Annotated in this window: 22 protein-coding genes; 18 read left to right on the forward strand and 4 right to left on the reverse strand. The window is 69.1% G+C overall.

Annotated features, from left to right (window positions below):
- Positions 1-12 precede the first annotated feature (12 nt).
- Genes ASE48_RS00410 through pyrF form a run of 6 tightly spaced genes read left to right on the forward strand, consistent with a single transcriptional unit; the run spans position 13 to position 8,017 of the window.
- The gene (locus ASE48_RS00410) at positions 13-960 is read left to right on the forward strand and encodes an aspartate carbamoyltransferase catalytic subunit (RefSeq protein WP_057165034.1); all 948 of its coding nucleotides are present in this window, start codon (positions 13-15) and stop codon (positions 958-960) included.
- Positions 957-2,246: a dihydroorotase gene (locus ASE48_RS00415; protein ID WP_057165035.1), complete on the forward strand. Its 1,290-nt coding sequence runs from the start codon at positions 957-959 to the stop codon at positions 2,244-2,246. The genes ASE48_RS00410 and ASE48_RS00415 overlap by 4 nt, the downstream gene beginning before the upstream one ends.
- A complete protein-coding gene (locus ASE48_RS00420; protein WP_057165036.1) occupies positions 2,243-2,746 on the forward strand; it encodes a PH-like domain-containing protein in 504 nt (167 codons plus the stop codon). The genes ASE48_RS00415 and ASE48_RS00420 overlap by 4 nt, the downstream gene beginning before the upstream one ends.
- Complete coding sequence (gene carA, locus ASE48_RS00425; RefSeq protein WP_057165037.1) at positions 2,746-3,873, forward strand: glutamine-hydrolyzing carbamoyl-phosphate synthase small subunit; 1,128 nt, start codon at positions 2,746-2,748, stop codon at positions 3,871-3,873. The genes ASE48_RS00420 and carA overlap by 1 nt, the downstream gene beginning before the upstream one ends.
- Entirely contained in the window at positions 3,873-7,220 is a 3,348-nt protein-coding gene (gene carB, locus ASE48_RS00430) for a carbamoyl-phosphate synthase large subunit (RefSeq protein WP_057165038.1), read from the forward strand. The genes carA and carB overlap by 1 nt, the downstream gene beginning before the upstream one ends.
- A complete protein-coding gene (gene pyrF, locus ASE48_RS00435; protein WP_057165039.1) occupies positions 7,217-8,017 on the forward strand; it encodes an orotidine-5'-phosphate decarboxylase in 801 nt (266 codons plus the stop codon). Before carB ends, pyrF begins: the two co-directional genes overlap by 4 nt.
- Here pyrF and ASE48_RS00440 read toward each other — a convergent pair.
- Positions 8,005-9,063 (reverse strand): DUF2330 domain-containing protein, encoded by a 1,059-nt coding sequence (locus ASE48_RS00440; protein WP_057165040.1) that lies wholly within the window; start codon positions 9,061-9,063, stop codon positions 8,005-8,007. The two genes, pyrF and ASE48_RS00440, sit on opposite strands and share 13 nt — an antisense overlap.
- Positions 9,064-9,526: 463 nt before the next feature.
- Between ASE48_RS00440 and mihF the strand changes: the two genes are divergently transcribed.
- The 5 genes from mihF to metK all read left to right on the forward strand — a co-directional run bounded on the left by mihF (position 9,527) and on the right by metK (position 13,411).
- On the forward strand, positions 9,527-9,850 hold the full coding sequence (mihF, locus tag ASE48_RS00445; RefSeq protein WP_057165041.1) for an integration host factor, actinobacterial type: 324 nt from the start codon (positions 9,527-9,529) through the stop codon (positions 9,848-9,850).
- 16 nt (positions 9,851-9,866) lie between these two features.
- Positions 9,867-10,445: a guanylate kinase gene (gmk, locus tag ASE48_RS00450; protein WP_057165042.1), complete on the forward strand. Its 579-nt coding sequence runs from the start codon at positions 9,867-9,869 to the stop codon at positions 10,443-10,445.
- Positions 10,446-10,542: 97 nt separating this feature from the next.
- Positions 10,543-10,842, forward strand: a complete 300-nt coding sequence (gene rpoZ / locus ASE48_RS00455; protein ID WP_200962030.1) for a DNA-directed RNA polymerase subunit omega — start codon at positions 10,543-10,545, stop codon at positions 10,840-10,842.
- 29 nt (positions 10,843-10,871) lie between these two features.
- On the forward strand, positions 10,872-12,113 hold the full coding sequence (coaBC, locus tag ASE48_RS00460; protein ID WP_057165044.1) for a bifunctional phosphopantothenoylcysteine decarboxylase/phosphopantothenate--cysteine ligase CoaBC: 1,242 nt from the start codon (positions 10,872-10,874) through the stop codon (positions 12,111-12,113).
- A gap of 98 nt (positions 12,114-12,211) precedes the next feature.
- Positions 12,212-13,411 carry a methionine adenosyltransferase gene (gene metK / locus ASE48_RS00465; RefSeq protein ID WP_057165045.1) on the forward strand — a complete coding sequence of 400 codons (1,200 nt, stop codon included), beginning with the start codon at positions 12,212-12,214 and terminating at the stop codon, positions 13,409-13,411.
- A 74-nt stretch (positions 13,412-13,485) separates the two neighbouring features.
- On the opposite strand, the gene ASE48_RS00470 is transcribed toward metK, so the two are convergent.
- Genes ASE48_RS00470 through ASE48_RS00480 form a run of 3 tightly spaced genes read right to left on the reverse strand, consistent with a single transcriptional unit; the run spans position 13,486 to position 16,880 of the window.
- Positions 13,486-14,958, reverse strand: coding sequence for a flavin-containing monooxygenase (locus ASE48_RS00470; RefSeq protein WP_057165046.1), 1,473 nt, complete (start codon positions 14,956-14,958; stop codon positions 13,486-13,488).
- Between the two features lie 10 nt (positions 14,959-14,968).
- Positions 14,969-15,946, reverse strand: coding sequence for an alpha/beta hydrolase (locus ASE48_RS00475; RefSeq protein ID WP_057165047.1), 978 nt, complete (start codon positions 15,944-15,946; stop codon positions 14,969-14,971).
- Between the two features lie 4 nt (positions 15,947-15,950).
- Complete coding sequence (locus ASE48_RS00480) at positions 15,951-16,880, reverse strand: alpha/beta hydrolase (protein WP_057165048.1); 930 nt, start codon at positions 16,878-16,880, stop codon at positions 15,951-15,953.
- Between ASE48_RS00480 and ASE48_RS00485 the strand changes: the two genes are divergently transcribed.
- The 7 genes from ASE48_RS00485 to ASE48_RS00515 all read left to right on the forward strand — a co-directional run bounded on the left by ASE48_RS00485 (position 16,879) and on the right by ASE48_RS00515 (position 25,180).
- A complete protein-coding gene (locus ASE48_RS00485; RefSeq protein ID WP_235570575.1) occupies positions 16,879-17,604 on the forward strand; it encodes a lysoplasmalogenase in 726 nt (241 codons plus the stop codon). The genes ASE48_RS00480 and ASE48_RS00485 overlap by 2 nt on opposite strands.
- A 50-nt stretch (positions 17,605-17,654) precedes the next feature.
- Positions 17,655-19,601: a primosomal protein N' gene (locus tag ASE48_RS00490; protein ID WP_082613954.1), complete on the forward strand. Its 1,947-nt coding sequence runs from the start codon at positions 17,655-17,657 to the stop codon at positions 19,599-19,601.
- 26 nt (positions 19,602-19,627) lie between these two features.
- Positions 19,628-21,439, forward strand: a complete 1,812-nt coding sequence (locus tag ASE48_RS00495; RefSeq protein ID WP_057165050.1) for a DUF2207 domain-containing protein — start codon at positions 19,628-19,630, stop codon at positions 21,437-21,439.
- Complete coding sequence (locus ASE48_RS00500) at positions 21,433-21,969, forward strand: LemA family protein (RefSeq protein WP_057165051.1); 537 nt, start codon at positions 21,433-21,435, stop codon at positions 21,967-21,969. Before ASE48_RS00495 ends, ASE48_RS00500 begins: the two co-directional genes overlap by 7 nt.
- Before the next feature lie 11 nt (positions 21,970-21,980).
- Complete coding sequence (locus ASE48_RS00505; RefSeq protein WP_057165052.1) at positions 21,981-22,823, forward strand: SAM-dependent methyltransferase; 843 nt, start codon at positions 21,981-21,983, stop codon at positions 22,821-22,823.
- A 9-nt stretch (positions 22,824-22,832) separates the two neighbouring features.
- Positions 22,833-23,759 carry a methionyl-tRNA formyltransferase gene (gene fmt / locus ASE48_RS00510; protein ID WP_057165053.1) on the forward strand — a complete coding sequence of 309 codons (927 nt, stop codon included), beginning with the start codon at positions 22,833-22,835 and terminating at the stop codon, positions 23,757-23,759.
- An 89-nt stretch (positions 23,760-23,848) separates the two neighbouring features.
- Positions 23,849-25,180, forward strand: a complete 1,332-nt coding sequence (locus ASE48_RS00515) for an RsmB/NOP family class I SAM-dependent RNA methyltransferase (protein ID WP_057165546.1) — start codon at positions 23,849-23,851, stop codon at positions 25,178-25,180.
- Positions 25,181-25,185: the final 5 nt, after the last annotated feature.

A 25,185-nucleotide genomic window follows, 5' to 3' on the forward strand; every position in this document is an offset into this window, starting at 1 on the left:
GGATCAGTCACGATGAAGCATCTACTCACCGCCGCGGACCTGTCGCGCGATGAGGCGGTCGCGCTGCTCGACGACGCCGACCGGTTCCGGGAGGCGCTGCTCGGCCGCGAGGTCAAGAAATTGCCCACCCTGCGCGGGCGCACCATCATCACCATGTTCTACGAGAACTCCACCCGGACCCGGGTGTCATTCGAGGTCGCGGGCAAGTGGATGAGTGCCGACGTCATCAACGTCAGCGCCTCGGGATCCTCGATGGCCAAGGGCGAATCGCTGCGCGACACCGCGCTGACCCTGCGGGCCGCCGGCGCCGACGCGCTGATCATCCGGCACCCGGCTTCCGGTGCGGCTCAACAACTCTCCGAGTGGACCGTGGAGCCGGACGGCTCCGGTCCCGCGGTGATCAATGCCGGCGACGGCACCCACGAACACCCCACCCAGGCGTTGCTCGACGCGCTGACGCTGCGCCAGCGCCTCGGCTCCATCGAGGGCAGGCGGGTGGTGATCGTCGGTGACGTGCTGCACAGCCGGGTGGCGCGCTCCAATGTCGAGTTGCTCGCCACCCTGGGAGCCGAGGTGGTGCTGGTGGCCCCGCCCACCCTGCTGCCGGTCGGGGTGTCCGGGTGGCCGGTGACGGTGTCCCACGATCTGGACGCAGAACTGCCCGCCGCCGACGCGGTGCTGATGCTGCGGGTGCAGGCCGAACGGATGAACGGCGGTTTCTTTCCCTCGGCGCGGGAGTACTCGGTGCTCTACGGCCTCTCCGAGAAGCGGCAGACCAAGCTCGCCGAGCACGCCGTGGTGCTGCACCCCGGCCCGATGCTGCGCGGTATGGAGATCGCCTACTCGGTGGCGGATTCATCGCAATCGGCGGTGCTGCAACAGGTTTCCAACGGAGTTCATGTACGGATGGCGGTGCTGTTCCACCTGCTGGTCGGCGCCGGGACAGAGGTGACGGTGTGAGTGTGCTGATCAGGGGCGTGCGGCTCTACGGTGAAGGCGATCCCGTCGATGTGCGCGTGGTCGACGGTCAGATCGCCGAGATCGGCTCCGGTATCGAGGCCGAGGTCGCCGAGGTCATCGACGCGGCCGGTCAGATTCTGCTGCCCGGTTTCGTCGATTTGCACACCCACCTGCGCGAGCCGGGCCGCGAGTACGCGGAGGACATCGAAACCGGCTCGGCGGCAGCAGCTCTCGGTGGCTACACCGCGGTCTTCGCCATGGCCAACACCGACCCGGTCGCGGACAGCCCGGTGGTCACCGATCACGTCTGGCACCGTGGCCAACAGGTCGGCCTGGTCGATGTGCACCCGGTCGGTGCGGTCACCGTGGGTCTGGAAGGCAAGCAGCTGACCGAGATGGGCCTGATGGCCGCCGGTGTGGGTCAGGTCCGGATGTTCTCCGATGACGGCATCTGCGTGCACGATCCGCTCATCATGCGCCGCGCGCTGGAGTACGCGAGCGGACTCGGTGTGCTCATCGCCCAGCACGCCGAAGAGCCGCGGCTCACCGTCGGCGCCGTCGCACACGAGGGCCCCAACGCGGCCAAGCTCGGGTTGGCCGGTTGGCCGCGGTCGGCCGAGGAGTCCATCGTCGCGCGCGACGCGATCCTGGCCCGCGATGCCGGTGCCCGGGTCCACATTTGCCACGCCTCCACGGCCGGCACCGTCGAGCTGCTGAAATGGGCCAAGGGGCAAGGTATTTCGATCACCGCCGAGGTCACCCCGCACCACCTGCTGCTCGACGACGGCAGGCTGAGCAGCTACGACGGCCGCAACCGGGTCAACCCGCCGCTGCGCGAAGCCAGCGATGTGGAGGCGCTGCGGCGCGCCCTCGCCGACGGCGTCATCGACTGTGTCGCCACCGATCACGCGCCGCACGCCGAGCAGGAGAAGTGCTGCGAATTCGCCAACGCACGTCCCGGCATGCTGGGGCTGGAGACCGCCCTGTCGGTGGTCGTCGCCACCATGGTGAAGACCGGCCTGCTGACCTGGCGCGATGTCGCCAGGGTGATGAGCGAGGCGCCGGCGGCGATCGTCGGTCTGCCGGATCAGGGTCGCCCGCTGGAGGTGGGGGAGCCGGCCAACCTCACCGTCGTCGATCCCGAAACCACCTGGACGGTGACCGGATCGAAGCTGGCCAGCCGATCGGACAACACCCCGTTCGAGTCGATGGAACTGCCGGCGACGGTGACGCTGACCCTGCTGCGGGGCAAGGTCACCGCGCGCAACGGAGTGTCTGCACAGTGAACGACCAGACGTTGATCGGATCGCTGGTGGTGGCCGCGGTGATCGCGCTGCTGATCGGGTTCTTCATCCGCCGGCTGCTCACCGGCTGGCGCCACCGGATGGCCCGGCAGGCCGAACTGATCGGCAACCTGCCGGCGCTGCCCGACTCCGTCGGGCCGGTGCTGACCGGCCCCACCAAGGGCCTCTATGTCGGCAGCACCATCGCCCCGCACTGGAACGACAAGGTCGCCGCGGCGGCACTGGGATTCCGCGCGAAGGCGGTGCTGACCCGGTACCCCGAGGGGATCATGTTGCAGCGCACCGGTATCGGACCGATCTGGATCCCCGACGAGTCGATCGTGGCGATACGCAGCGAACGCGCCATCGCCGGCAAGGCACTGACCTTCGACGGCATCGTCGCGATCCGTTGGAAACTGCCGTCGAGCACCGAGATCGACACCGGCTTCCGCGCCGATGACCGCGGTGAAATCAGTAAATGGGTCAATGAGGAGGACGTGTGATGGCCAGCGAGAAGGCAGTCCTGGTTCTGGAGGACGGCCGGACCTTCACCGGTACGCCGTTCGGCGCGACCGGTCAGACACTCGGTGAGGCGGTGTTCTCCACCGGGATGTCCGGCTACCAAGAGACATTGACCGATCCGAGCTATCACGGCCAGATCGTGGTGGCGACGGCGCCGCAGATCGGCAACACCGGGTGGAACGGTGAGGACGGCGAGAGCCGGGGCGACAAGATCTGGGTGGCCGGATACGCGGTGCGCGACCCCTCGCCGCGCGCCTCGAACTGGCGTGCCACCGGAACCCTCGACGACGAGTTGGTACGCCAGGGCATCGTCGGTATCGCGGGCATCGACACCCGCGCGGTGGTGCGGCATCTGCGCACGGCCGGTTCGATGAAGGCCGGCGTGTTCTCCGGTGACGCCCTCGCCGACACCGCCACGCTGGTGGACCGGGTGCGCAGCCAGCCCTCGATGCTCGGCGCCGATCTGGCCGGCCAGGTCAGCACGCAGGCGCGCTATGTGGTGGATCCCGAGGGCGAGCCGCGCTTCACGGTCGCCGCCATCGACCTCGGCATCAAGACCAACACGCCACGCAACTTCGCCCGCCGCGGGGTGCGCAGCCACGTGTTGCCCTCGGCGACCACCTTCGACGAGATCACCGAGCTCAAGCCCGACGGGGTGTTTCTCTCCAACGGGCCCGGCGACCCGGCCACCGCCGACCACATCGTGGAGGTCACCCGGGCTGTGCTTAGCGCCGGTATTCCGTTGTTCGGCATCTGCTTCGGCAACCAGATCCTGGGCCGGGCGCTCGGCCGGTCCACCTACAAGATGACCTTCGGGCACCGCGGTATCAACATCCCGGTGATGGACCACGTCACCGGCCGGGTCGCCGTCACCGCGCAGAACCACGGGTTCGCCCTCGAAGGCGAGGCCGGCGAGGAGTTCGACACCCCGTTCGGGCGCGGGATCGTCAGCCACACCTGCGCCAACGACGGCGTCGTGGAGGGCATCAAACTCGTTGACGGGCGCGCCTTCTCGGTGCAGTACCACCCCGAGGCCGCCGCCGGCCCGCATGATGCCGAGTACCTGTTCGACCAGTTCATCGACCTTCTGTCCGGGGAGAGCAAGTAATGCCACGTCGCAGCGATCTCAACCACATACTGGTGATCGGGTCCGGACCGATCGTCATCGGCCAGGCCTGTGAATTCGACTACTCGGGCACCCAGGCCTGCCGCGTACTGCGTGCCGAGGGGCTGCAGGTCAGCCTGATCAACTCGAACCCGGCGACCATCATGACCGACCCGGAGTACGCCGATCACACCTACGTCGAGCCGATCACCGCGGCATTCGTGGAGAAGATCTTCGCCCAGCAGGCCGAGCGCGGCAACAAGATCGACGCGGTGCTGGCCACCCTGGGCGGGCAGACCGCACTCAACACCGCGGTGGCCCTGCACGATCAGGGCATCCTGGAGAAGTACGGCGTCGAGATGATCGGCGCCGACTTCGACGCCATCCAGCGCGGCGAGGACCGGCAGAAGTTCAAGGACATCGTCGCCAAGGTCGGCGGAGAGTCGGCGAAGTCGCGGGTCTGCTACACCATGGACGAGGTCCGCGACACCGTCGCCGACCTGGGCCTGCCGGTCGTGGTGCGGCCGTCGTTCACCATGGGCGGACTGGGTTCCGGCATGGCGTACTCGACCGAGGATGTCGAACGGATGGCCGGTGACGGGCTGTCCGCCTCACCCACCGCCAACGTGCTCATCGAGGAATCCATCTACGGCTGGAAGGAATTCGAACTCGAGCTGATGCGCGATCACCACGACAACGTGGTGGTGGTGTGCTCGATCGAGAACTTCGACCCGATGGGTGTGCACACCGGTGACTCGGTGACCGTCGCCCCGGCGATGACGCTGACCGACCGCGAGTACCAGATCATGCGCGACCTCGGTATCGCCATCCTGCGCGAGGTCGGCGTGGACACCGGGGGCTGCAACATCCAGTTCGCCATCAACCCGACAGACGGCCGTCTCATCGTCATCGAGATGAACCCGCGGGTCTCGCGCTCATCGGCGCTGGCGTCCAAGGCAACCGGTTTCCCGATCGCCAAGATCGCCGCCAAGCTGGCCATCGGCTACACCCTGGACGAGATCGTCAACGACATCACCAAGGAGACGCCGGCCTGTTTCGAGCCGACCCTGGACTATGTCGTGGTCAAGGCGCCCCGGTTCGCGTTCGAGAAGTTCCCCGGCGCCGACCCCACGCTGACCACCACCATGAAGTCGGTGGGCGAGGCGATGTCGCTGGGCCGCAACTTCATCGAGGCCCTCGGCAAGGTGATGCGCTCACTGGAGACCAAGCACGCCGGCTTCTGGACCCAACCCGACCGCGAGGCCACCCTCGAGGAACTGCTGGCCGATCTGCGCATCGCCACCGATGGCCGGATCTACGTCATCGAGCAGGCGCTGCGCCTGGGTGGGACGGTCGAGCAGGTCGCCGAGGCCTCCGGGGTCGATCCCTGGTTCGTCGACCAGATCGCCGGCCTGGTGACGTTGCGCGCCGAGCTCGTGGATGCGCCGGTGCTGGACGAGACGCTGCTGCGGCACGCCAAGCACAGCGGGCTGTCCGACGGTCAGATCGCGGCACTGCGGCCGGAACTGGCCGGTGAGACCGGGGTGCGGGCGTTGCGCGAGCGGCTCGGCATCCACCCGGTGTACAAGACCGTCGACACCTGCGCCGCGGAGTTCGAGGCCCGCACGCCCTACCACTACAGCAGCTACGAGCTGGACCCCTCCGCGGAGACCGAGGTCGCCCCGCAGACCGAGCGGCCCAAGGTGCTCATCTTGGGGTCGGGACCCAACCGGATCGGCCAGGGCATCGAATTCGACTACAGCTGCGTGCATGCGGCGACGACGTTGAGCCAGGCCGGATTCGAGACCATCATGGTCAACTGCAACCCCGAGACGGTGTCCACCGACTACGACACCGCCGACCGGCTGTACTTCGAACCGCTGACCTTCGAGGATGTGCTGGAGGTGTATCACGCCGAACAGGCTTCCGGCGCAGGCGGTCCCGGTGTGGTGGGCGTCATCGTCCAGCTGGGCGGGCAGACCCCGCTGGGGCTGGCCGCGCGGCTGGAGAAGGCCGGTGTGCCGATCGTGGGCACCAAGCCCGAGGCCATCGATCTGGCCGAGGACCGCGGCGAGTTCGGTGAGGTGCTGCGCCGGGCCGGGCTGCCCGCGCCCCGATTCGGCACCGCCACCAGTTTCGATCAGGCGCGCAGGATCGCCGCCGACATCGGCTACCCGGTGCTGGTGCGCCCGTCCTACGTGCTCGGCGGACGCGGTATGGAGATCGTCTACGACGAGGAGACCCTGCAGGGCTACATCACCCGGGCCACCGAGCTGTCCCCGGAGCACCCGGTGCTGGTGGACCGGTTCCTGGAGGACGCCATCGAGATCGATGTCGACGCGCTCTGCGATGGCGCCGAGGTCTACATCGGCGGCGTGATGGAACACATCGAGGAGGCCGGTATCCACTCCGGTGACTCCGCGTGCGCGCTGCCGCCGGTCACGCTGGGCCGCACCGATATCGAGAAGGTCCGTGAGGCCACCGAGGCGTTGGCACACGGTATCGGCGTCGTGGGTCTGCTCAACGTGCAGTACGCGCTCAAGGACGATGTGCTCTACGTCCTGGAGGCCAATCCGCGGGCCAGTCGCACCGTGCCGTTCGTCTCCAAGGCCACTGCGATCCCGCTGGCCAAGGCGTGCGCGCGGGTCATGCTCGGCGCCACCATCGCCCAGCTCCGTGAGGAGGGCGTGCTGGCCGCCGAGGGGGACGGCGCGACGGTCTCCCCGGATGCCCCGATCGCGGTGAAGGAAGCCGTGCTGCCTTTCCACCGGTTCCGCAAGGCCGACGGCTCGCAGGTGGATTCGCTGCTCGGGCCGGAGATGAAATCCACCGGCGAGGTGATGGGCATCGACCGCGATTTCGGCACCGCCTTCGCCAAGAGCCAGACCGCGGCCTACGGTTCGCTGCCCGCCTCGGGCACGGTGTTCGTCTCGGTGGCCAACCGGGACAAGCGCTCCCTGGTGTTCCCGGTCAAGCGGCTCGCCGATCTCGGGTTCAAGGTGCTGGCCACCGAGGGCACCGCGGAGATGCTGCGCCGCAACGGGATTCCTTGCGAGGTCGTGCGCAAGAACTTCGAGGAGCCGGGCGAGGGCAGGCCCGCCAGGTCTGCCGTGGACGCCATCCGCTCCGGTGAGGTCGACATGGTGATCAACACCCCGTACGGCAACTCCGGGCCGCGTATCGACGGCTACGAGATCCGTTCGGCGGCGGTGTCGGTGAACATCCCGTGTGTGACGACGGTGCAGGGCGCCTCGGCCGCGGTGCAGGGCATCGAGGCCGGTATCCGCGGTGATATCGGCGTGCGGTCCCTGCAGGAGTTGCACAGCCAATTGGGGAACGGCCGGCCGTGACGGGCTTCGGGGCGCGCCTGGCCGACGCCGTTGCCGCCAGGGGGCCGCTGTGCCCCGGCATCGACCCGCACCCCGAACTGCTGTCGTCATGGGGTCTGCCCGCGGACGTCGCGGGGCTGCGCGCGTTCAGTGAGATCTGTGTGGAGGCCTTCGCAGAGTTCGCCATCGTCAAGCCGCAGGTGGCCTTCTTCGAGGCCTACGGCTCCGCCGGATTCGCGGTCCTGGAGCAGACCATCGCGGGACTGAAAGCGGCCGGCGTGCTGGTGCTCGCCGACGCCAAACGTGGCGATATCGGCTCCACCATGGCTGCCTACGCGCAGGCCTGGGCGGGGGAGTCACCGCTGGCCGCCGACGCGGTCACCGCCTCGCCGTACCTGGGCTTCGAATCGCTGCGACCACTGCTGGATGTCGCCGCGGAGCACGGGCGCGGCGTGTTCGTGCTGGCGGCCACATCGAACCCCGAGGGCGCGAGCGTGCAGCGGGCCACTGCGGACGGGCGCACCGTCGCGCAGTCGATCGTCGACGCGGCCGGTGCCGAAAACCGTTCCACCGCATCGGGTTCGGTCGGGGTGGTGATCGGCGCGACGCTGCAAGAGTTACCGGACCTCGCGGCGCTCGACGGTCCGGTGCTGGCGCCCGGTGTGGGCGCCCAGGGCGGGCGCGCCGGGGATCTCGGCAGGCTCGGCGCCAGGGTGCTGCCCGCGGTGTCCCGCGAGATCCTGCGCGCCGGACCCGATATCGGTGCGCTGCGGGCCGCCGCGGCCACGCTGCGCGACCAGGTCGCCTATCTGGCCTGACGGGCCCGTCGCAGCACCAGGAACATCGTGGTGAGCAGCCCCGCCACGACGGCCAGGATCAGCACCGCGCCGGTGAGATCACCGCGATCGCGGGTGCGGTGGACGACCTGTTGATACGTGGTGTCCGCACCGGCGCGGGTGAAGACATAGTCGTGCTCGATCTGCGCCGGTTCTCCGATGAAGTCGGTCCAACTCGTCAGGAAGGCACCGGACTCCAGATAGGGCGCCAGCGCCTCGGGTGCCGTCTGCTCATCGAGGTGCCCGGCGTACCGCAAGGTCGGTTCGGCACCGTCGACCGGCACGGTGCTCGGGTCCATCCGATGCTCGGCGAGCACCGACAGCTCCACCGACTGCGGCACGGTGGCCGCCCGCGACAACCGCATCGGATAGACCACGGTGTCGGTGGCGAAGGACAGCCGCAACGGCTGCAGCGCACCGGTCAACGAGCCGGTGCCGTCCGGCGCGAGCTGGATGGCGACGATCTCCCAGCCCTGCTCCACGTAGGGCGCGAGGTTGTCGTCGAGGGTGGTGGGCCGGGGAAACCCGTTGTCGCCCAGCCAGGCGGCCAGTGCGGCCGAGTTGTCACCGGCCAGCCGGGTCACCTCGAACGGACCGATGCGCTGGGTGTCCAGCACGCTGACCCCGCCCGGCGGGAGGGCGCCCACCCCCTCCTGTGGGCCGCTGGAGCTCTGCGTCAGCCAGCTGAAGGTCGGCCACCAGCTGTCGCGGTATTCGATGCGTGGCGCGGTCAGCGTGGCGAGGTCGTCGAACACCGCGTGGTCACCGAGGGTCACCCGGGCCGCCGACGGCGCCGGCATCACCCAGGCGGCCCGCTCGGAGCTGCCGGTGACCCCGAAGGACATCAGGATGTCCTCGGTGCTGCCGTCCCAGGCAATGAGGGCCCGCTCGTCGACGACGGTCGCGCCGGCCCGGTCGGGGATGTACGCCCCGCAACCGCACGCCCACGCCGGTGCGGCGACGTTGGTCAGCAGTCCGGCGAACAGCAGCACGAGGACGGCGCAGACCGGCCGGTACGCACGACGCATCGGTCGACCGTACCGGCCGCAGCTCGGGAAAGGCGCAGATCATACGCCGTGCGGGCGCCCAGTTGTTCAAGTCGGTCAGGTATCTGCCGGCGCCGCTCGCGAGACGGGTGTCCGGGCGGCCGACGACACGCCCGACACGCCATGACCAGCGAAAATTTCTCATTCGACCGCCAGGATTCGCGATTCAGCGAACTTGCGGCAGGCCGACGGAAACCCCCGCCGACCTGCCCGAGCGCCGAAAACCCTTGATATGCAGGGAGATCAGAAATCCAGGTCGCGCAAACGGTGCCGACACGCGGGAAACCGGCATTGCGCACACATGCCGTACACGCTGGCCTTTTGACGGCATAACCCGGGGGTGGGGTTAGCTTTCGTCAGGATGCGTGGGTACGGTCGTCGTCGCTGGCTGGTTACGTGATCCAGCCGTGATGAAACAACAGATGGCGAGAGACGGAGGAACCCCGTGGCCCTTCCCCAGTTGACCGACGAACAGCGCGCGGCAGCGTTGGAGAAGGCTGCTGCCGCACGTCGAGCGCGTGCCGAGCTCAAAGATCGGCTCAAGCGTGGCGGCACCAACCTCAAGCAGGTCCTCAAGGACGCAGAGTCCGATGAGGTCCTCGGCAAGATGAAGGTCTCCGCATTGCTGGAGGCACTGCCCAAGGTCGGCAAGGTCAAGGCGCAGGAGATCATGACCGAGCTGGAGATCGCTCCGACCCGCCGCTTGCGCGGCCTCGGTGATCGTCAGCGCAAGGCACTCCTGGAGAAGTTCGACTTCACCGCCGACTAAAACGCAGTACATACAAGTGAAGACTGGTGGTGGGCCGGACAAGGCTGCAGTGGTGGTCCTGTCCGGCCCGTCCGCCGTCGGGAAGTCCACAGTGGTGCGCTGTCTGCGCGACCGGATCCCCGACCTGCATTTCAGCGTGTCGGTGACGACACGTGCGCCGCGACCCGGTGAGGTCGACGGCGTGGACTACAGCTTCGTCTCCGCCGAGCAGTTCCAGCGGCTGATCGACGAGGGCGAACTCCTCGAATGGGCCGATATCCACGGCGGCCTGCACCGCTCGGGAACCCCGGCAGCACCGGTGCGCTCCGCGACCAGCCAGGGCGTCCCGGTACTCATCGAGGTCGATCTGGCCGGTGCCCGCGCCGTGAAGGCCGCGATGCCCGAGGTGACGACGGTCTTCCTCGCCCCGCCCAGTTGGGCGGTGCTGGAGGAGCGACTGGTCGGCCGCGGGACCGAAAGCCCGGAGGTACAGGCCCGGCGACTGAGCACCGCGCGCGAGGAGATGGCCGCCCAGGGCGACTTCGATGTCGTGGTGGTCAACACTCAATTGGAGTCGGCGTGCGCAGAATTGGTATCCTTGCTGGTGGCCCGTTAGCCGGTTCGATCCGACAGCTGCCTCAACCTCACCAACAGCAACGTCTTTAACACTTGCCTGATAACCACGTAGTTCGTAACACCTTGGGAGAATTTCAGTGAGCACGCCTGTCGAGAATCTTGACGCCGCCAACGCCTACGACACCCCGCTGGGCATCACCAACCCGCCCATCGACGAGCTGCTCGACCGCGCGTCGAGCAAGTATGCGCTGGTCATCTACGCCGCCAAGCGCGCGCGCCAGATCAACGACTACTACAACCAGCTCGGTGACGGCATCCTGGAATACGTCGGTCCGCTGGTCGAGCCGGGCCTGCAGGAGAAGCCGCTGTCGATCGCGATGCGCGAGATCCACGCCGATCTGCTTGAGCACACCGAGGGCGAGCAACACTCAAGCTGACCTGTGAGGCTCCCGGCCGAAGGGCGGATATGACCGACAAAAAGCGCATCATCGTCGGCGTCGCCGGTGGCATCGCCGCCTACAAGGCATGCACCGTCGTCCGTCAGCTCACCGAGGCGGGCCACGAGGTCCGGGTGGTGCCCACCGAGTCGGCACTGAAGTTCGTCGGCGCCGCGACTTTCGAGGCGCTGTCCGGACAGCCGGTGCACACCGGTGTCTTCGAATCCGTTCCCGAGGTTCCCCATGTCCGGATCGGCCAGCAGGCCGATCTGGTGGTGGTGGCGCCCGCGACCGCCGACCTGCTGGCGCGCGCCGTCGCCGGCCGCGCCGATGATCTGCTGACCGCGACGCTGCTGACCGCCCGCTGTCCGGTGCTGTTCGCCCCCGCCATGCACACGGAGATGTGGTTCCACCCGGCCACCGTCGAGAACGTCGCGACGCTGCGGCGCCGCGGTGCCATCGTGCTGGAGCCCGCATCCGGGCGCCTCACCGGCGCCGACACCGGTCCGGGACGGCTGCCCGAGGCCGAGGAGATCACCACCCTGGCCGGGTTGCTGCTGGAACGCGGCGACGCCCTGCCCTACGACATGGCCGGGGTGAAAGTCCTGGTCACCGCGGGCGGCACCCGGGAGCCGCTGGACCCGGTGCGCTTCATCGGCAACCGGAGTTCGGGCAAGCAGGGATATGCGGTCGCGCGGGTGATGGCCCAGCGCGGCGCCGAGGTCACCCTGGTCGCCGGGAACACCGCCGGCCTGATCGATCCGGCCGGGGTCAACGTCGTGCACATCGGCTCGGCCGCCCAGCTCGGAGACGCGGTGTCCAAACACGCGCCCGATGCCAACGTCCTGGTGATGGCTGCCGCCGTCGCCGATTTCCGGCCCGCCCACGTGGCCACCGCGAAGATCAAGAAGAGTGCCGACGAGAAAGACGCGCCGTCGGTCGAACTCGTCCGCAATGACGATGTGCTCGCCGGAGCTGTCCGCGCCCGTGCCGACGGTCAGCTGCCCAATATGCGCGCGATCGTCGGATTCGCCGCCGAGACCGGCGATGCCAATGGCGATGTGTTGTTCCACGCCAGGGCCAAGCTCAAGCGCAAGGGCTGCGAGATGCTGGTGGTCAATGCGGTCGGTGAGGGCCGGGCATTCGAGGTCGATCACAACGACGGTTGGATGCTGGCCGCCGACGGCACCGAGACCGCGCTGGAGCACGGTTCGAAGACTTTGATGGCCAGCCGTATCGTGGACGCGATCGGGGCACTCCTGCAGGGGTGAAACCGCGTGCAGGTAACTGTTGCGTCATGGGCGTTTACACGGTTGGCTGCCAGTGAGCACAACAATAATTCGTCTACCTAACTAATGGAGGATGCCACGTGAGCGCAGGTCGGCTGTTTACCAGTGAGTCGGTCACCGAAGGTCACCCCGACAAGATCTGTGATGCGATCAGCGACTCGGTGCTCGACGCGCTGCTGGAGCAGGATCCCGCATCGCGGGTCGCGGTGGAGACGTTGGTCACCACCGGCCAGGTGCATGTCGCCGGCGAGGTCACCACATCGGCCTACGCCGATATCCCCAAGATCGTGCGCGAGCGCATCTTGGAGATCGGCTACGACTCGTCGACCAAGGGCTTCGACGGTGCGTCCTGCGGCGTGAACGTCGCCATCGGCGCGCAGTCCCCGGACATCGCCCAGGGCGTCGACAAGGCGCACGAGGCGCGGGTCGAGGGTGCGGGTGATCCGCTGGACTCCCAGGGTGCCGGTGATCAGGGCCTGATGTTCGGCTACGCCATCGGCGACACCCCCGAACTCATGCCGCTGCCGATCGCGCTGGCGCACCGGCTGGCCCGCCGCCTCACCGAGGTCCGCAAGAACGGCGTGCTGCCCTACCTGCGACCGGACGGCAAGACCCAGGTCACCATCCAGTACGACGGCACGACGCCGGTGCGCCTCGACACCGTGGTGCTCTCGACCCAGCACGCCGCCGATATCGACCTGGAAAGCCTGCTGACCCCCGACATCCGCGAGAAGGTCGTCAACACCGTCCTGGAGGATCTCGGCCACGAGACCCTGGACACCTCCGACTACCGCCTGCTGGTCAACCCGACCGGCAAGTTCGTGCTCGGTGGCCCGATGGGTGACGCCGGCTTGACCGGTCGCAAGATCATCGTCGACACCTACGGTGGCTGGGCCCGCCATGGTGGCGGTGCGTTCTCGGGCAAGGATCCGTCAAAGGTGGACCGCTCGGCGGCCTACGCGATGCGTTGGGTGGCCAAGAACGTGGTCGCCGCCGGGCTCGCGGAGCGTGTCGAGGTGCAGGTCGCCTACGCCATCGGCAAGGCCGCCCCGGTCGGGCTGTTCGTCGAGACGTTCGGCACCGAGACCGTCGACCCGGCCCGCATCGAGAAGGCCATCAGCAGCGTGTTCGATCTGCGTCCGGGTGCGATCGTGCGCGACCTGGACCTGCTGCGCCCGATCTACGCGCAGACCGCGGCCTACGGTCACTTCGGCCGCACCGACATCGAGCTGCCGTGGGAACAGACGAACAAGGTCGACGACCTGAAGGCGTCCGTCTAGCTTTTCACTGCGCGAGCAGTCGCAAATGGCCCCGATTCCGGATGGAATCGGGGCCATTTGTGTCTGCTCGCGCGTTATGGGGTGAATTCGTAGTCACTGAGCGGGAAGCTGCGGCTGCGCCAGTACGCCTCGGGCGTGCTGGCCGGTCGCAGCGGCACGTCACCGTTCTTGTCGAAGTAGTAACTGTTGGCCGACGCGCAACTGTCCTGCCAGAAGATCTGACGGTGCCGTTTGCGCATCATCTCGTCGAAGTAGCGGGCGTTGGCCTCCTGGCGTATCTCGACGCGGGCCGCGCCCGTACGGTCCGCCTGCTGCAGGCAGCGCACGATATGGCGGGTCTGCGTCTCGATCAATGCGAAATACGATGAGCCCACGTACCCGTAGGGCCCGCAGATGTTGAAGAAGTTCGGGAAGCCGGGCACGCTGACCCCCTCATAGGCCTGCATCCGGTTGCGGGTCCAGAAATCGGCCAGCGACTGGCCGCCGGGGCCGATCAGCGGGAAGGTCCCCGAATCGACGTCCATCACCTTGAAACCCGTGGCCAGCACCAGCACGTCGACATCGTGGGCGACGCCGTCCGCGGTGACCACGCCGGCCGGGGTGATCCGCTCGATTGCCTCGGTGACCAGGCTGACGTTGTCCCGGTTGAAGGTGTCCAGGTAGCTGTTGTGGAAGGCCGGGCGTTTACAGCCGACCGCGTAGCGCGGAGTCAGCTTGTCCCGCAACGCCGGATCCTTGACCTCGCGCCGCAGATAGTTCCTGGCCATCCGCTCGGCGCCCCCACTGAGGGGCAGCACGCTGTGATACTGCGCGGACAGCGGGAAGGTCACCTCCACATAGGCCTGACTGAGCAGCCGCTGCGCGGTGCTGCCGAACGGTAGGCGCATCGCCCACCGGGCCGGGGCGGGCAGTGGCACATCGAGTTTGGGGAAACACCAGATGGGGGTGCGTTGGAACACGCTGAGGTGTGCCACCTTTGGGGCGATCTCCGGGATGAGTTGCACCGCCGAGGCCCCGGTGCCGATCACTGCGACCCGCTTCCCGGTGAGGTCGGCGCCGTGATCCCAGCGCGCGGTGTGCAGGGTGGTGCTCGCGAAGGTGTCCACGCCCGGGATGTCGGGCAGCTTCGGCACATTGAGCACACCCGCGGCATTGATCAGATGCCGCGCGGTGATGGTCGAATCCTTGGTGCTCAGCCGCCACAGGTCGGCGTCCGCGTCGAAATGGGCCCCGATGACCTCGGTGCCGAACCGGATCCGGGAGGCGATCCCGTACTTGGCCACGCAGTGATCGGCATAGGCCTTCAGTTCGTGACCCGGGGCGTAGGTGCGTGACCAGTCCGGGCTCTGCTCGAACGAGAACTGGTAGGAGAACGACGGGATGTCCACGGCGATACCGGGATAGGTGTTCCAGTACCAGGTGCCGCCGGCCTCCGCGCCCGCCTCCACGATGAGGTAGTCGCTCAGGCCGGCCTTGTCCAGCGCGATCGCCGCACCGATGCCGGAGAACCCGGCGCCGATGATGACGGTGTGGAATTCCGGCGTCATGAGCGGATCCTCAGGGGTGCAGTGCGGCGCGAAGGGCAGCGATGCCGCGTTCGGTGGCCTCGGTGGCCGCGGGGGAGGCCAGCGCGAGACTGACGTAGCCGTGCACCATCGTCGGTTCGTTGCTGTGCTGCACCGCAACTCCGGCCGCGGTGAGCAGTTGGGCGTACTTGCCGCCGTCGTCGCGCAGCGGGTCGTGTTCGGCGGTGCCGATGAAGGCCGGCGGCAGCCCGCTCAGCGAGTCGGCATTCGCTGGTGCGACATCGGTGGGCAGCGAGCCGGGATCGTCGAGATCGACACCGGGCAGGTACCAAGTCAGGAAGGCGTTGGTGACGTCCCGGTTGAGGATGTAGGCGTCGGCGTTCTCGATGAACGATGGCGCCTTGATGTCGCCGACGGCCACCGGGTACCACAACAACTGGAACACCAGTGGCGGCCCGCCGGCGTCACGGGCGCGCAAGGCCATCACCGCCGAGAGGTTGCCGCCCGCCGAATCCCCGGCCACCGCAATCCGTGTCGGGTCACCACCCAGTTCGGCGGCATGCTCGCCCACCCAGCGCAGCGCCGCCCATGCGTCCTCGACGCCGGCGGGGAAGGGATGCTCGGGGGCGAGCCGGTAGTCCACCGACACCACGATGGCCTCGGCGCCCACCGCATGTGCGCGGGCCACGTGGTCATGGGTGTCCAGATCGCCGATCGCCCAGCCACCACCGTGGTAGTAGACGAGCACCGGCAGATTGTCGTGCTGTTCGACCGGCGGCCAGTAGATCCGCGCCGGGATGTCGGTGAGGTCGCCGTACCCGATGGTGCGCTCCTCGACCCGCAGCTGCGGGAGCATCTCCGGCGGCGGCCTGAGCGCACGGAACTTCTCGCGGGCCACATCGACACCGTCCTCGGCGGTGAATTCCAGTGGTACGGCGTCCAACAGGGCCTTGAGGTTGGGGTCGACATCCGGCCTGGTCGTGGGAGAAGAGGGCGAGGGGTGAGCCATGACGTCAGGCTAACGCGCCCCGCAGTGCGGCAAAGGCGAGATCGGCCGCCTCGGTGGCCGCCGGCACGACGCCGTGATAACCCAGATAGCCGTGGACCAGCGTGTCTGCGTTGTGGACCTGCGCGGGCACACCGGCGGCGGCCAGCAGTTCCGCATAGCGGATGCCGTCGTCGCGCAGCGGGTCGTATCCGGCCACCGCGATATAGGCCGGGGCAACGTCGGCCAGCGATGCGGCGCGGGCAGGCACCAGGGTGGCCGGCGGATCGCTCAGATCGGTGTCACCGGCGTACAGCTTGGAGAACCCGGCGACCGAACCGCGGTCCAGGATCGGTGCGTCGGCGTTCTCGGTGAACGACGGCAGCCTGGTGTCCCACGTGGTTGCCGGGTACCAGAGCAGCTGGGCGCGCAGGCCCAGCCCGGCGTCACGGGCCAGCTGGGCCACCACCGCGGCCAGGTTGCCGCCGGCAGAGTCCCCGGCCACCGCGATGCGGGCGGGGTCCGCGCCCAGTTCATCGGCGTGGGCGGCGACCCACCGGGTCACGGCCCAGACGTCCTCGACCGCCGCCGGATAGGGATGTTCGGGGGCCAGCCGGTAGTCCACCGACACCACCACCGCACCCACGCCGACCGCATGCTCGCGGGCGGTGCCGTCATAGGTGTCCAGATCGCCGACGACCCAGCCGCCGCCGTGGAAGAACAGCAGCACCGGCGGCTTCTCCGCAGGTTCCGACGGCCAGTAGATCCGCACCGGCACGCCGCCGACGGTGCGGTCCTCGACGCGCAGTTCCGGGTGCACCTCGCGGCGCGGCAGTGCGCGGAAACGCTCCCGCGCGGCGTCGGGACCACCCTCCATCGTCAATTGGAACGGCACCGCTTCCAGTACCTTCTCCAGGATGGCGTCCAAGGCGGGTCTGTCGGTACCGGATTCAGGCATGGGTTCACCGTACGCAGCGCGCTGGACCGTGCTGTTCTGGGCACTCGCGGTGGCCGTCGGCGCCGGCTACGGCATCTTTCTGATCACCGTCGCGCTGCGGGTGCCCTCCGGCGCCGAACTCACCGGGCAGTTCGCCCTGCAGCCCGCCCTGAAGGCCGCCGCCGCGGTGCTGCTGGCGGTCGCCGCGCTGCGTCACCCGGTCGCCCGGGAACGACGCTGGCTCATCGCGGCGCTGATCGGGTCCGCCGCCGGTGACTATCTGCTCGCCATGCCGTGGTGGGAGCCGTCCTTCGTGCTGGGCCTGGCCTCGTTCCTGATCGCCCACCTGTGCTTCCTTGCCGCCCTGGTCCCATTGGTGGCCCGGCGCACCGCGCGGCTGGTTGCGGCCGCGGTCGTGGTTCTGGCCTGCGTGGCAATGCTGATGTGGTTCTGGCCGGCCCTGCTCGAGCAGGGCATGGCGCTGCCGGTCACCGTGTACATGGCCGTACTCGGCGCGATGGTGTGTGCGGCACTGCTCGCCGAGCTGCCGACGCCGTGGACTGCCCTGGGTGCGGTGTGTTTCGCGGTCTCGGATTCGATGATCGGCATCAGCAAGTTCGTGCTCGGGTCGGAGGCGTTGGCGGTACCTATCTGGTGGGCGTATGCGGCATCGCTGTTCCTGATCACCGCCGGCTTCTTCTTCGGGCGGCAGCGCACGACCGGCGTCCGGTGGCAGCAGGGGTGACGCAGACCCGTCGCGCCGCCGAGCACGAGCCGATAGCGCGTGTGCTGCCGATGCTGTCCGTGCCGCACCTGGACCGCGAGTTCGACTACCTCGTCTCGGCCGAACAATCCGACGACGCCCAGCCCGGGGTGCGGGTCCGGGTGCGTTTCCACGGCAGGCTGGTGGACGCCTTCATCCTGGAAAGGCGTTCGGACACCGATCATTCGGGCAAACTCGGCTGGCTGGACCGGGTGGTGTCCGCCGAGCCGGTGCTGACCCCCGAGATCCGCAGGCTGACGGACGCGGTCGCGGCCCGCTACGTCGGCACCCGACCCGACGTGCTGCGGCTGGCGATACCGCCGCGGCACGCGGGTGTGGAGAAGAAGCCGCAGGCCGAGCTGCCGCGGCTGGCGCACCAGCCGGTCGACGAGTCGGGATGGGCGCAATACGGGCGCGGCGAACAGTTCCTGGCCGCGATCCGGGAGGGCCGGGCGGCGCGGGCGGTGTGGCAGGCACTGCCCGGCGAGCACTGGGCGTTGCGGCTCGCCGAGGCCGCGGCGGCCACCGTGCATGCCGGGCGCGGTGCGCTGATCGTGGTGCCCGACCAAGGGGACGTCGACGCCGTGCATGCGGCCGCGGTGAGCTGTGTGGACGAATCCCGGGTGGTGGCGCTGTCGGCCGGGCTGGGGCCCTCGCAGCGCTACCGGCGCTGGCTGGCGGTGCTGCGCGGTCAGGCCCGGCTGGTGATCGGCACCCGCAGTGCCGTGTTCGCGCCCATCGCCGACCTCGGTCTGGTCATCGTCTGGGACGACGGTGACGACAACCTCGCCGAACCCCGGGCGCCGTACCCGCATGCCCGAGAGGTGGCCATGCTGCGGGCACACCAATCGCGTTGTGCCGCAATCATCGGCGGGTATGCCAGGACCGCCGAGGCGCACGCACTGGTGCGCAGCCGGTGGGCCCATGATCTCGTCGCGGCCCGGCCGGTGGTGCGTAACCACGCGCCGCGGGTGGTGGCATTGGACGACAACGCCTTCGACCAGGAACGCGACCCGGCGGCACATACGGCGCGGCTGCCGTCGATGGCACTGCGCGCCGCGCGCGCCGCGCTGGAGGCCGGGCACCCGGTACTCGTGCAGGTGCCGCGGCGCGGATACGTCCCGGCCCTGGCCTGTGCCCGCTGCCGCACCGTGGCCCGGTGCAGGCACTGCACCGGGCCGCTGTCGCTGCCGGACCGTGACACGCACGGCGCGGTGTGCCGCTGGTGCGCCCGCGCCGAACTGACGTTGCGATGCGTGAGCTGCGGATCTGATGCGGTGCGCGCGGTGGTGGTCGGTGCGCGACGGACCGCCGAGGAGCTCGGGCGGGCGCTGCCGGGCGCCACCGTCATCACCTCGGGCGGTGAGTCGGTGCTGTCCACGGTGGGTCCGAAACCGGCGGTGGTGGTCGCGACCCCCGGCGCCGAGCCGGTGGCCGAGGGCGGCTATGGTGCCGCGCTGCTGCTCGACAGCTGGGCGCTGCTGGGCCGTCAGGATCTGCGGGCGGCCGAGGACACGTTGCGGCGCTGGATGGCCGCGGCGGCTCTGGTCCGCAGCCGCGCCGACGGTGGCTCGGTGGCGGTGATCGCCGAGTCGGCGATTCCGACCGTGCAATCGCTGATCCGCTGGGACCCGGTCGGCCATGCCGAATCCGAACTGAACGGCCGCGACGAGGTGGCGCTGCCCCCGGCGGTGCATCTCGCGGTGCTCGACGGGGTGCCCGAGGCGGTCACCGCGCTGCTGGAGGCCGCCGAGTTGCCACCCGAGGCCGAACCGCTGGGGCCGGTGGACCTGCCGCCCGGGGCGCGCAGACCTCCCGGTGTCGCGGTCGACAGCGTGGTGAGCCGGATGCTGGTGCGGGTGCCCCGCACCGGTGGCCTGGACCTGGCTGCGGCCCTGCGGCGCGCGGTGAACTCGATGAGCGCCCGTCACGACCAGCAGCCGGTTCGTGTGCAAATGGATCCCTTGCACATAGGGTAAGCAACGTAACCGGTGCGGAGGTGGGTATGGGGCGGCTGTTCAAGCTGTTGATCCCGTTGGTGCTCATCGCGTTTGGCGTGCTGTGGCCGCTGGTGTTCAGCGCCACCCCCACCGGTGGTGGCGACGCCGCCGCGGATCCGGTGGTCATCAGCGACTACACCGCCCACTACACGGTGAACGCCGACGGTGATCTGGATGCGGTCGAGACCATCACCGGTGAGTTCCCCGTCGGACGGCACGGCATCTTCCGGCACTGGGATGTGACGAACCAGAACAGTCCCAAGGTCCGGCAGGTGCCCGAACTCCGGTCGATCCTGTGGGACGGCGAGCCGGCGCCCTACCAGTTGCTCTGGGAGGGCCGGGAACGGTTCCGGGTGGCCAAGATCGGCAGCCCGGACAGCACCCTGGCCCCTGGGCCGCACGTGTTCGAGATCCGGTACACCATCCCCGGTGTGCTCGATCCCGGAACCACCGGCGCCGGTAAACAATTCGGCGAATCGACGGGCGACGCGAACGCGCCCACGGTGTTCTTCTGGAACGTCATCGCACCCGCCTGGAACAACGAGATCGAGAACGTCGACATCACGGTGACGCTGCCCGAACCGGTGCTCGGCGCCCAGTGTTCGGTCGGATTCGGTCGCGGCACCGCCTGCAGCGACCTCACCGTCGACGGCAACACCGTGCGACTGGGCGCGCAGGGATTGGCGCCACACACCCCGGTCACCCTGCGGGCGGGCGTGGACATGCCGACGCCGCCGCGCGCAGAGCTGCCGTGGACCTACCACTGGGACCGGGTGCTGGGGCAGTCGACGACCCGGGTGGTGGTGCTGCTGGCGCTGACCCTGCTCGGCGCCGCCGTGGCCATCCTGTGGGCGCGCAGCACCTTCGAACGTCCCCCGGGTTTCCCGATCCAGTACGCCCCGCCGCCCGGGCTGGGACCGGTGCAGACCGAGTACATCCGCACCGAGGCGGTCCCGAAGAACGGCCTCACCGCCACACTGTTCCACCTGGCCGAACGCAAACTGGTCGAGCTGCGCCAGATCAGCAAGGACGACTGGAACGTCACCGGGACCGCCCAGCCGGGCGCCTGGGCCGATATCGACCCGGTGGGTGTCGCCGTCGGTTCGGCGCTGAAGGTCATCGGCCCCGGCGCCGAGTTCAAGGCCAGGAAGTCCGCCAAGGCGGGGGAGAAGCTCAGCGCGGCCAAGACCGACATGACCGCCGCGGTGCAGAAATGGGCCATCGACGAGGGCCTGATGGTCAAGCGCCGCAAGGAACTGTGGTTGCGCGCGGCCAATGCCGTCGCGGCGATCCTGATGGTGTGCGGCTTCTTCCGCTGGGGTTTCCCGATCACCCTGTGGGCGTTGCCGTTCGCGGCCTTCTTCCTGTTCTCCACCGTGTCCTGGCGTGACGGTGTCGGTACCCGGCGCACCGAGGCCGGTCGCGAACTGTGGTCACGGGCAGGCGGATTCCACCGGCTGCTGTCCACCGACTCGGCGGAGAGCCGCTTCGATTTCGGGGCCCGCAAGGATCTCTACGCGGCCTACGTCCCGTTCGCGGTGGCTGCGGGCAGCGCGGCCCTGTGGGCGCAGAAGTATCGCGACGCCACCGGCGCCGTTGCGCCGCAACCGGAGTGGTACTACTCCTCGTCCACGACATCCTGGGGCCTGGCCGGAGGCTCCGACGTGGCGGGGTTCGACAGTTTCGAATCGGCGCTGTCGTCATCGATCGGCGCCTACACCGCGTCGCAGGCCTCCTCCTCGAGCGGCGGCAGCAGTAGCAGCGGTGGGGGCGGCGGCGGTGGCGGTGGCGGAGGAGGTGGAGGCGGATCATGGTGAGGTTCTTGCTGATTCTGGTGCTCGCGATCGCGGTGCTGGTGCTGATCGGGCTGGTGGCCGGTTACAACAAGCTCAAAACCGCCGACGTGCGGGTGTCCGAGGCACTGTCCGGGATCGATGTCGAACTGACCCGGCGGGCGGCGCTGATCCCCAGCCTGGTGCACGCGGTGGGAACGTTCGCCACCCACGAGAAGGCGATCCTCGATCACGTCACCGACGCCCGGGCCGCACTCAACGCGGCCACCGGCGGTGAATCGGTGGCCCGGCGCAGCGCCGCGGAGGGCGAACTGGACACCGCGCTCGGCCGGGTGCTGGCACTCGGGCAGAGCTACCCGCAGCTCAATTCGTCGAACAACTTCCTGAACCTGCAGGAGAACCTCGCCGACACCGAGAACAAGCTGGCCTTCGCCCGCCAGTACTACAACGATGCGGTGGCCGGGGTGAACCGGTTGATCACCACGATGCCGTGGATGTTCGTGGCGCCGATCGCCGGTGTGCAGGAACGCGAGTTCTATCAAACCCCGCGCTGATCCGGCCGTTGATGCTTCCCGAATCATTGGCCGGAGTACCGGTCACCGCGCTGGGCGTGGCGCTCATCCGCGCCGGCGAAACGCAGCGACCGGATCGGCTGTTCGACGATCCCTATGCCGAGTTGTTCGTCCGCGCCGCCGAACCCGAGTTCACCGGCCCTGATGCGTCACCGCAAGCCCGCGCGACATGGGAGACGCTGCAACGGCTCGCCCCGGCCATGACCGCCCGCGCGGTGTCGGTGCGCCGCCTGCAGGATTACCTGCTCGGGGCGGTCAGCGCCGGGTGCACACAGATCGTCGAACTGGGTGCAGGTCTGGACACCTACGCGTTTCGGCTGCCGTGGGCAGAGCCGTGCCGCTACTTCGAGATCGACCTGCCGCAGATGTTCGGTTTCAAGGAGCAGGTGCTGGCCTCCCATACCGCGTCCGCCGACCGGCGGGTGGTCCCCGCCGACATCGAGGCGGACTGGTGGGAACGGCTGACCGCCGCCGGATTCGACGACCGGGAATCCACCGCCTGGCTCGACGGAGGCGTCCTCGACTACCTTCCCCGCCGCCGAGTGCACGCCGTCCTGAACCGAATCGTCGCGGCAGCCGCACCGGGCAGCCGCTATGCCTGCGTGCTGCCGGCCCAGGTGACCGGCGCGACCGGTTCCGGGATCGCAGCGATCACCGGTGCATCGAAGGCGGCACAACGGCCGGCGACCGGGTTCGGCCCGGACCTCGCGGACTGGCTGTCCGAACGGGGCTGGCAGGTCGAGGTGCAGTCGCAAGCCGATGCCGCGGCGTACTATCGGCGGTCGCTGCCGGAGGACGGGTCGGGCGGGGGCTACCTCACCGCGCGCCTTCCCTAGACTGTCTCGGTGCGACTCGTCTTTGCCGGAACACCGGAGCCTGCGCTGCCCTCGCTGCGTCGACTCATCGAATCCGAAAACCATGACGTCGTCGCGGTGCTGACCCGGCCCGATGCCGCGGCGGGCCGGCGCGGAAAACCGGCGCCGTCCCCGGTGGCCCAGCTGGCCGCCGAGCACGGCATCCCGGTGCTCAAACCCGAGCGGCCCAACACCGCGGAGTTCGTTGCCGAACTGACCGCCCTGGCACCCGACGCCTGCGCGGTGGTCGCCTACGGAGCGCTGCTGCGTGCGGATCTGCTGGCGGTACCCGAGCACGGCTGGGTGAATCTGCACTTCTCGCTGCTGCCGGCCTGGCGCGGCGCCGCCCCGGTGCAGGCCGCGATCGCCGCAGGAGACGAGGTGACCGGGGCCACCACCTTCCAGATCGAACTGGACCTGGACTCCGGACCCGTCTACGGCGTCGTCACCGAAACCATCCGCCCGACCGACACCGCCGGGGATCTGCTTGAGCGGCTGTCTGTTTCGGGTGCAGGATTATTGGAGGCCACCATGGACGGTATCGCCGACGGTTCGTTGAACCCGGTACCCCAGCCCGCCGACGGGGTCACCGTCGCGCCCAAGATCACCGTCGAGGAGGCGCGGGTGCGCTGGGAACTGCCCGCGCACGCGGTCGATCGCCGGGTCCGTGCGGTCACCCCGAATCCCGGCGCCTGGACGATGATCGGCGACGTCCGCGTCAAGGTGGGACCGGTGCGTCCCGATGACACCAAGGCGCTCGCAGTCGGTGAGATCGAGGTCGGCAGGCGTGACGTGTGGGTCGGCACCGGTTCGCATGCGGTCACCCTGAGCTGGGTGCAGCCGCCCGGGAAGAAGCCGATGAACGCCGCCGACTGGGCACGCGGCGCACGTCCGGACGCATCGGTGCGCGCGCTGTGAGCCGGCCCTCGTCACCGGGGCGTGGTGGGCGCCCGTCGCGCCACCACTCCAACAACGCACCGCAGCGCAAGGGTCCGCCGCGCAAGCCGCTGGACCCGGCCCGGCGCGCGGCGTTCGACGTGTTGCGCGCGGTCAGCGAACGCGACGCCTACGCCAACCTCACCCTGCCGGCGTTACTGCGCGAACGGGGGATCAAAGGCCTCGACGCCGCCTTCGCCACCGAACTGGCCTACGGCACCTGTCGCACCCGGGGTCTGCTCGACGCCGTGATCAGCTCCGCGGCCGACCGGCCCGTGGACCAGATCGACTCGGTCCTGCTGGACCTGCTGCGGCTGGGCAGCTACCAATTGCTGCGCACCAGGGTGGACGCGCACGCCGCCCTCGACACCACCGTCGATCAGGCCGGCATCGAATTCGATTCGGTACGCGCAGGTTTCGTCAATGGTGTGCTGCGAAAGATCGCCGGCCAGGATGAGCAGGCCTGGGTTGCCGAACTGGCACCCCCGCAGGCCACCGATCCCATCGGGCACGCCGCCTTCGTCAACGCGCACCCGCGGTGGGTGGCCCAGGCCTTCGTCGACGCCCTCGGCGCCGGCGCCGGCCAACTCGGCGCGCTGCTCGCCAGCGACGACGAGCGCCCGGTCGTGCACCTGGCGGCCCGACCCGGTGTGCTGACCGCCACGGACCTGGCCGCCCAGGTCGACGGCACCGTCGGCCGGTTCTCGCCGTATGCGGTCTATCTGTCCGGCGGTGACCCGGGTGACCTGGCCGCCGTGCGCGAAGGTGCCGCACTGGTGCAGGACGAGGGATCGCAGCTGGTCGCCCGGGCACTCACCCTGGCGACCGTGGACGGCCCCGACAACGGGCGGTGGCTGGACCTGTGTTCGGGACCGGGCGGCAAGACCGCGCTGATCGCGGCGCTGGCCGGGGATGCCCGTGTCACCGCGGTGGAGCCCGCCGAGCACCGGGCCGATTTCGTGGAACGGAACACCGCCGGACTGCCCGTCGACGTGTTGCGGGTGGACGGGCGGGAGTCCGGTCTGGAACCGGCAAGCTTCGACCGCGTGCTGGTCGACGCGCCGTGCACCGGGCTGGGCGCACTGCGCCGCAGGCCCGAGGCGCGCTGGCGGCGCCAACCCGGCGACGTGCCCACGCTGGCCAAGTTGCAGCGTGAGCTGCTGGCCTCGGCGATCGGACTGACCAGGCCCGGTGGTGTGGTGCTCTACGCCACGTGTTCGCCGCATCTGGCCGAGACCGTCGGGGTGGTGGCCGACGCGCTGCGCAGGCAACCGGTGACGGCGCTGGACACCCGGGAGTTCTTCCCCGGTGTCGATCAGCTCGGCGACGGACCCTACGTGCAGTTGTGGCCGCACCTGCACGGCACCGATGCGATGTTCGCCGCCGCCCTGAAAGTAGGCTGACCGGC

Source organism: Mycobacterium sp. Root265, assembly GCF_001428895.1.
In the GTDB taxonomy this organism is placed as follows: domain Bacteria; phylum Actinomycetota; class Actinomycetes; order Mycobacteriales; family Mycobacteriaceae; genus Mycobacterium.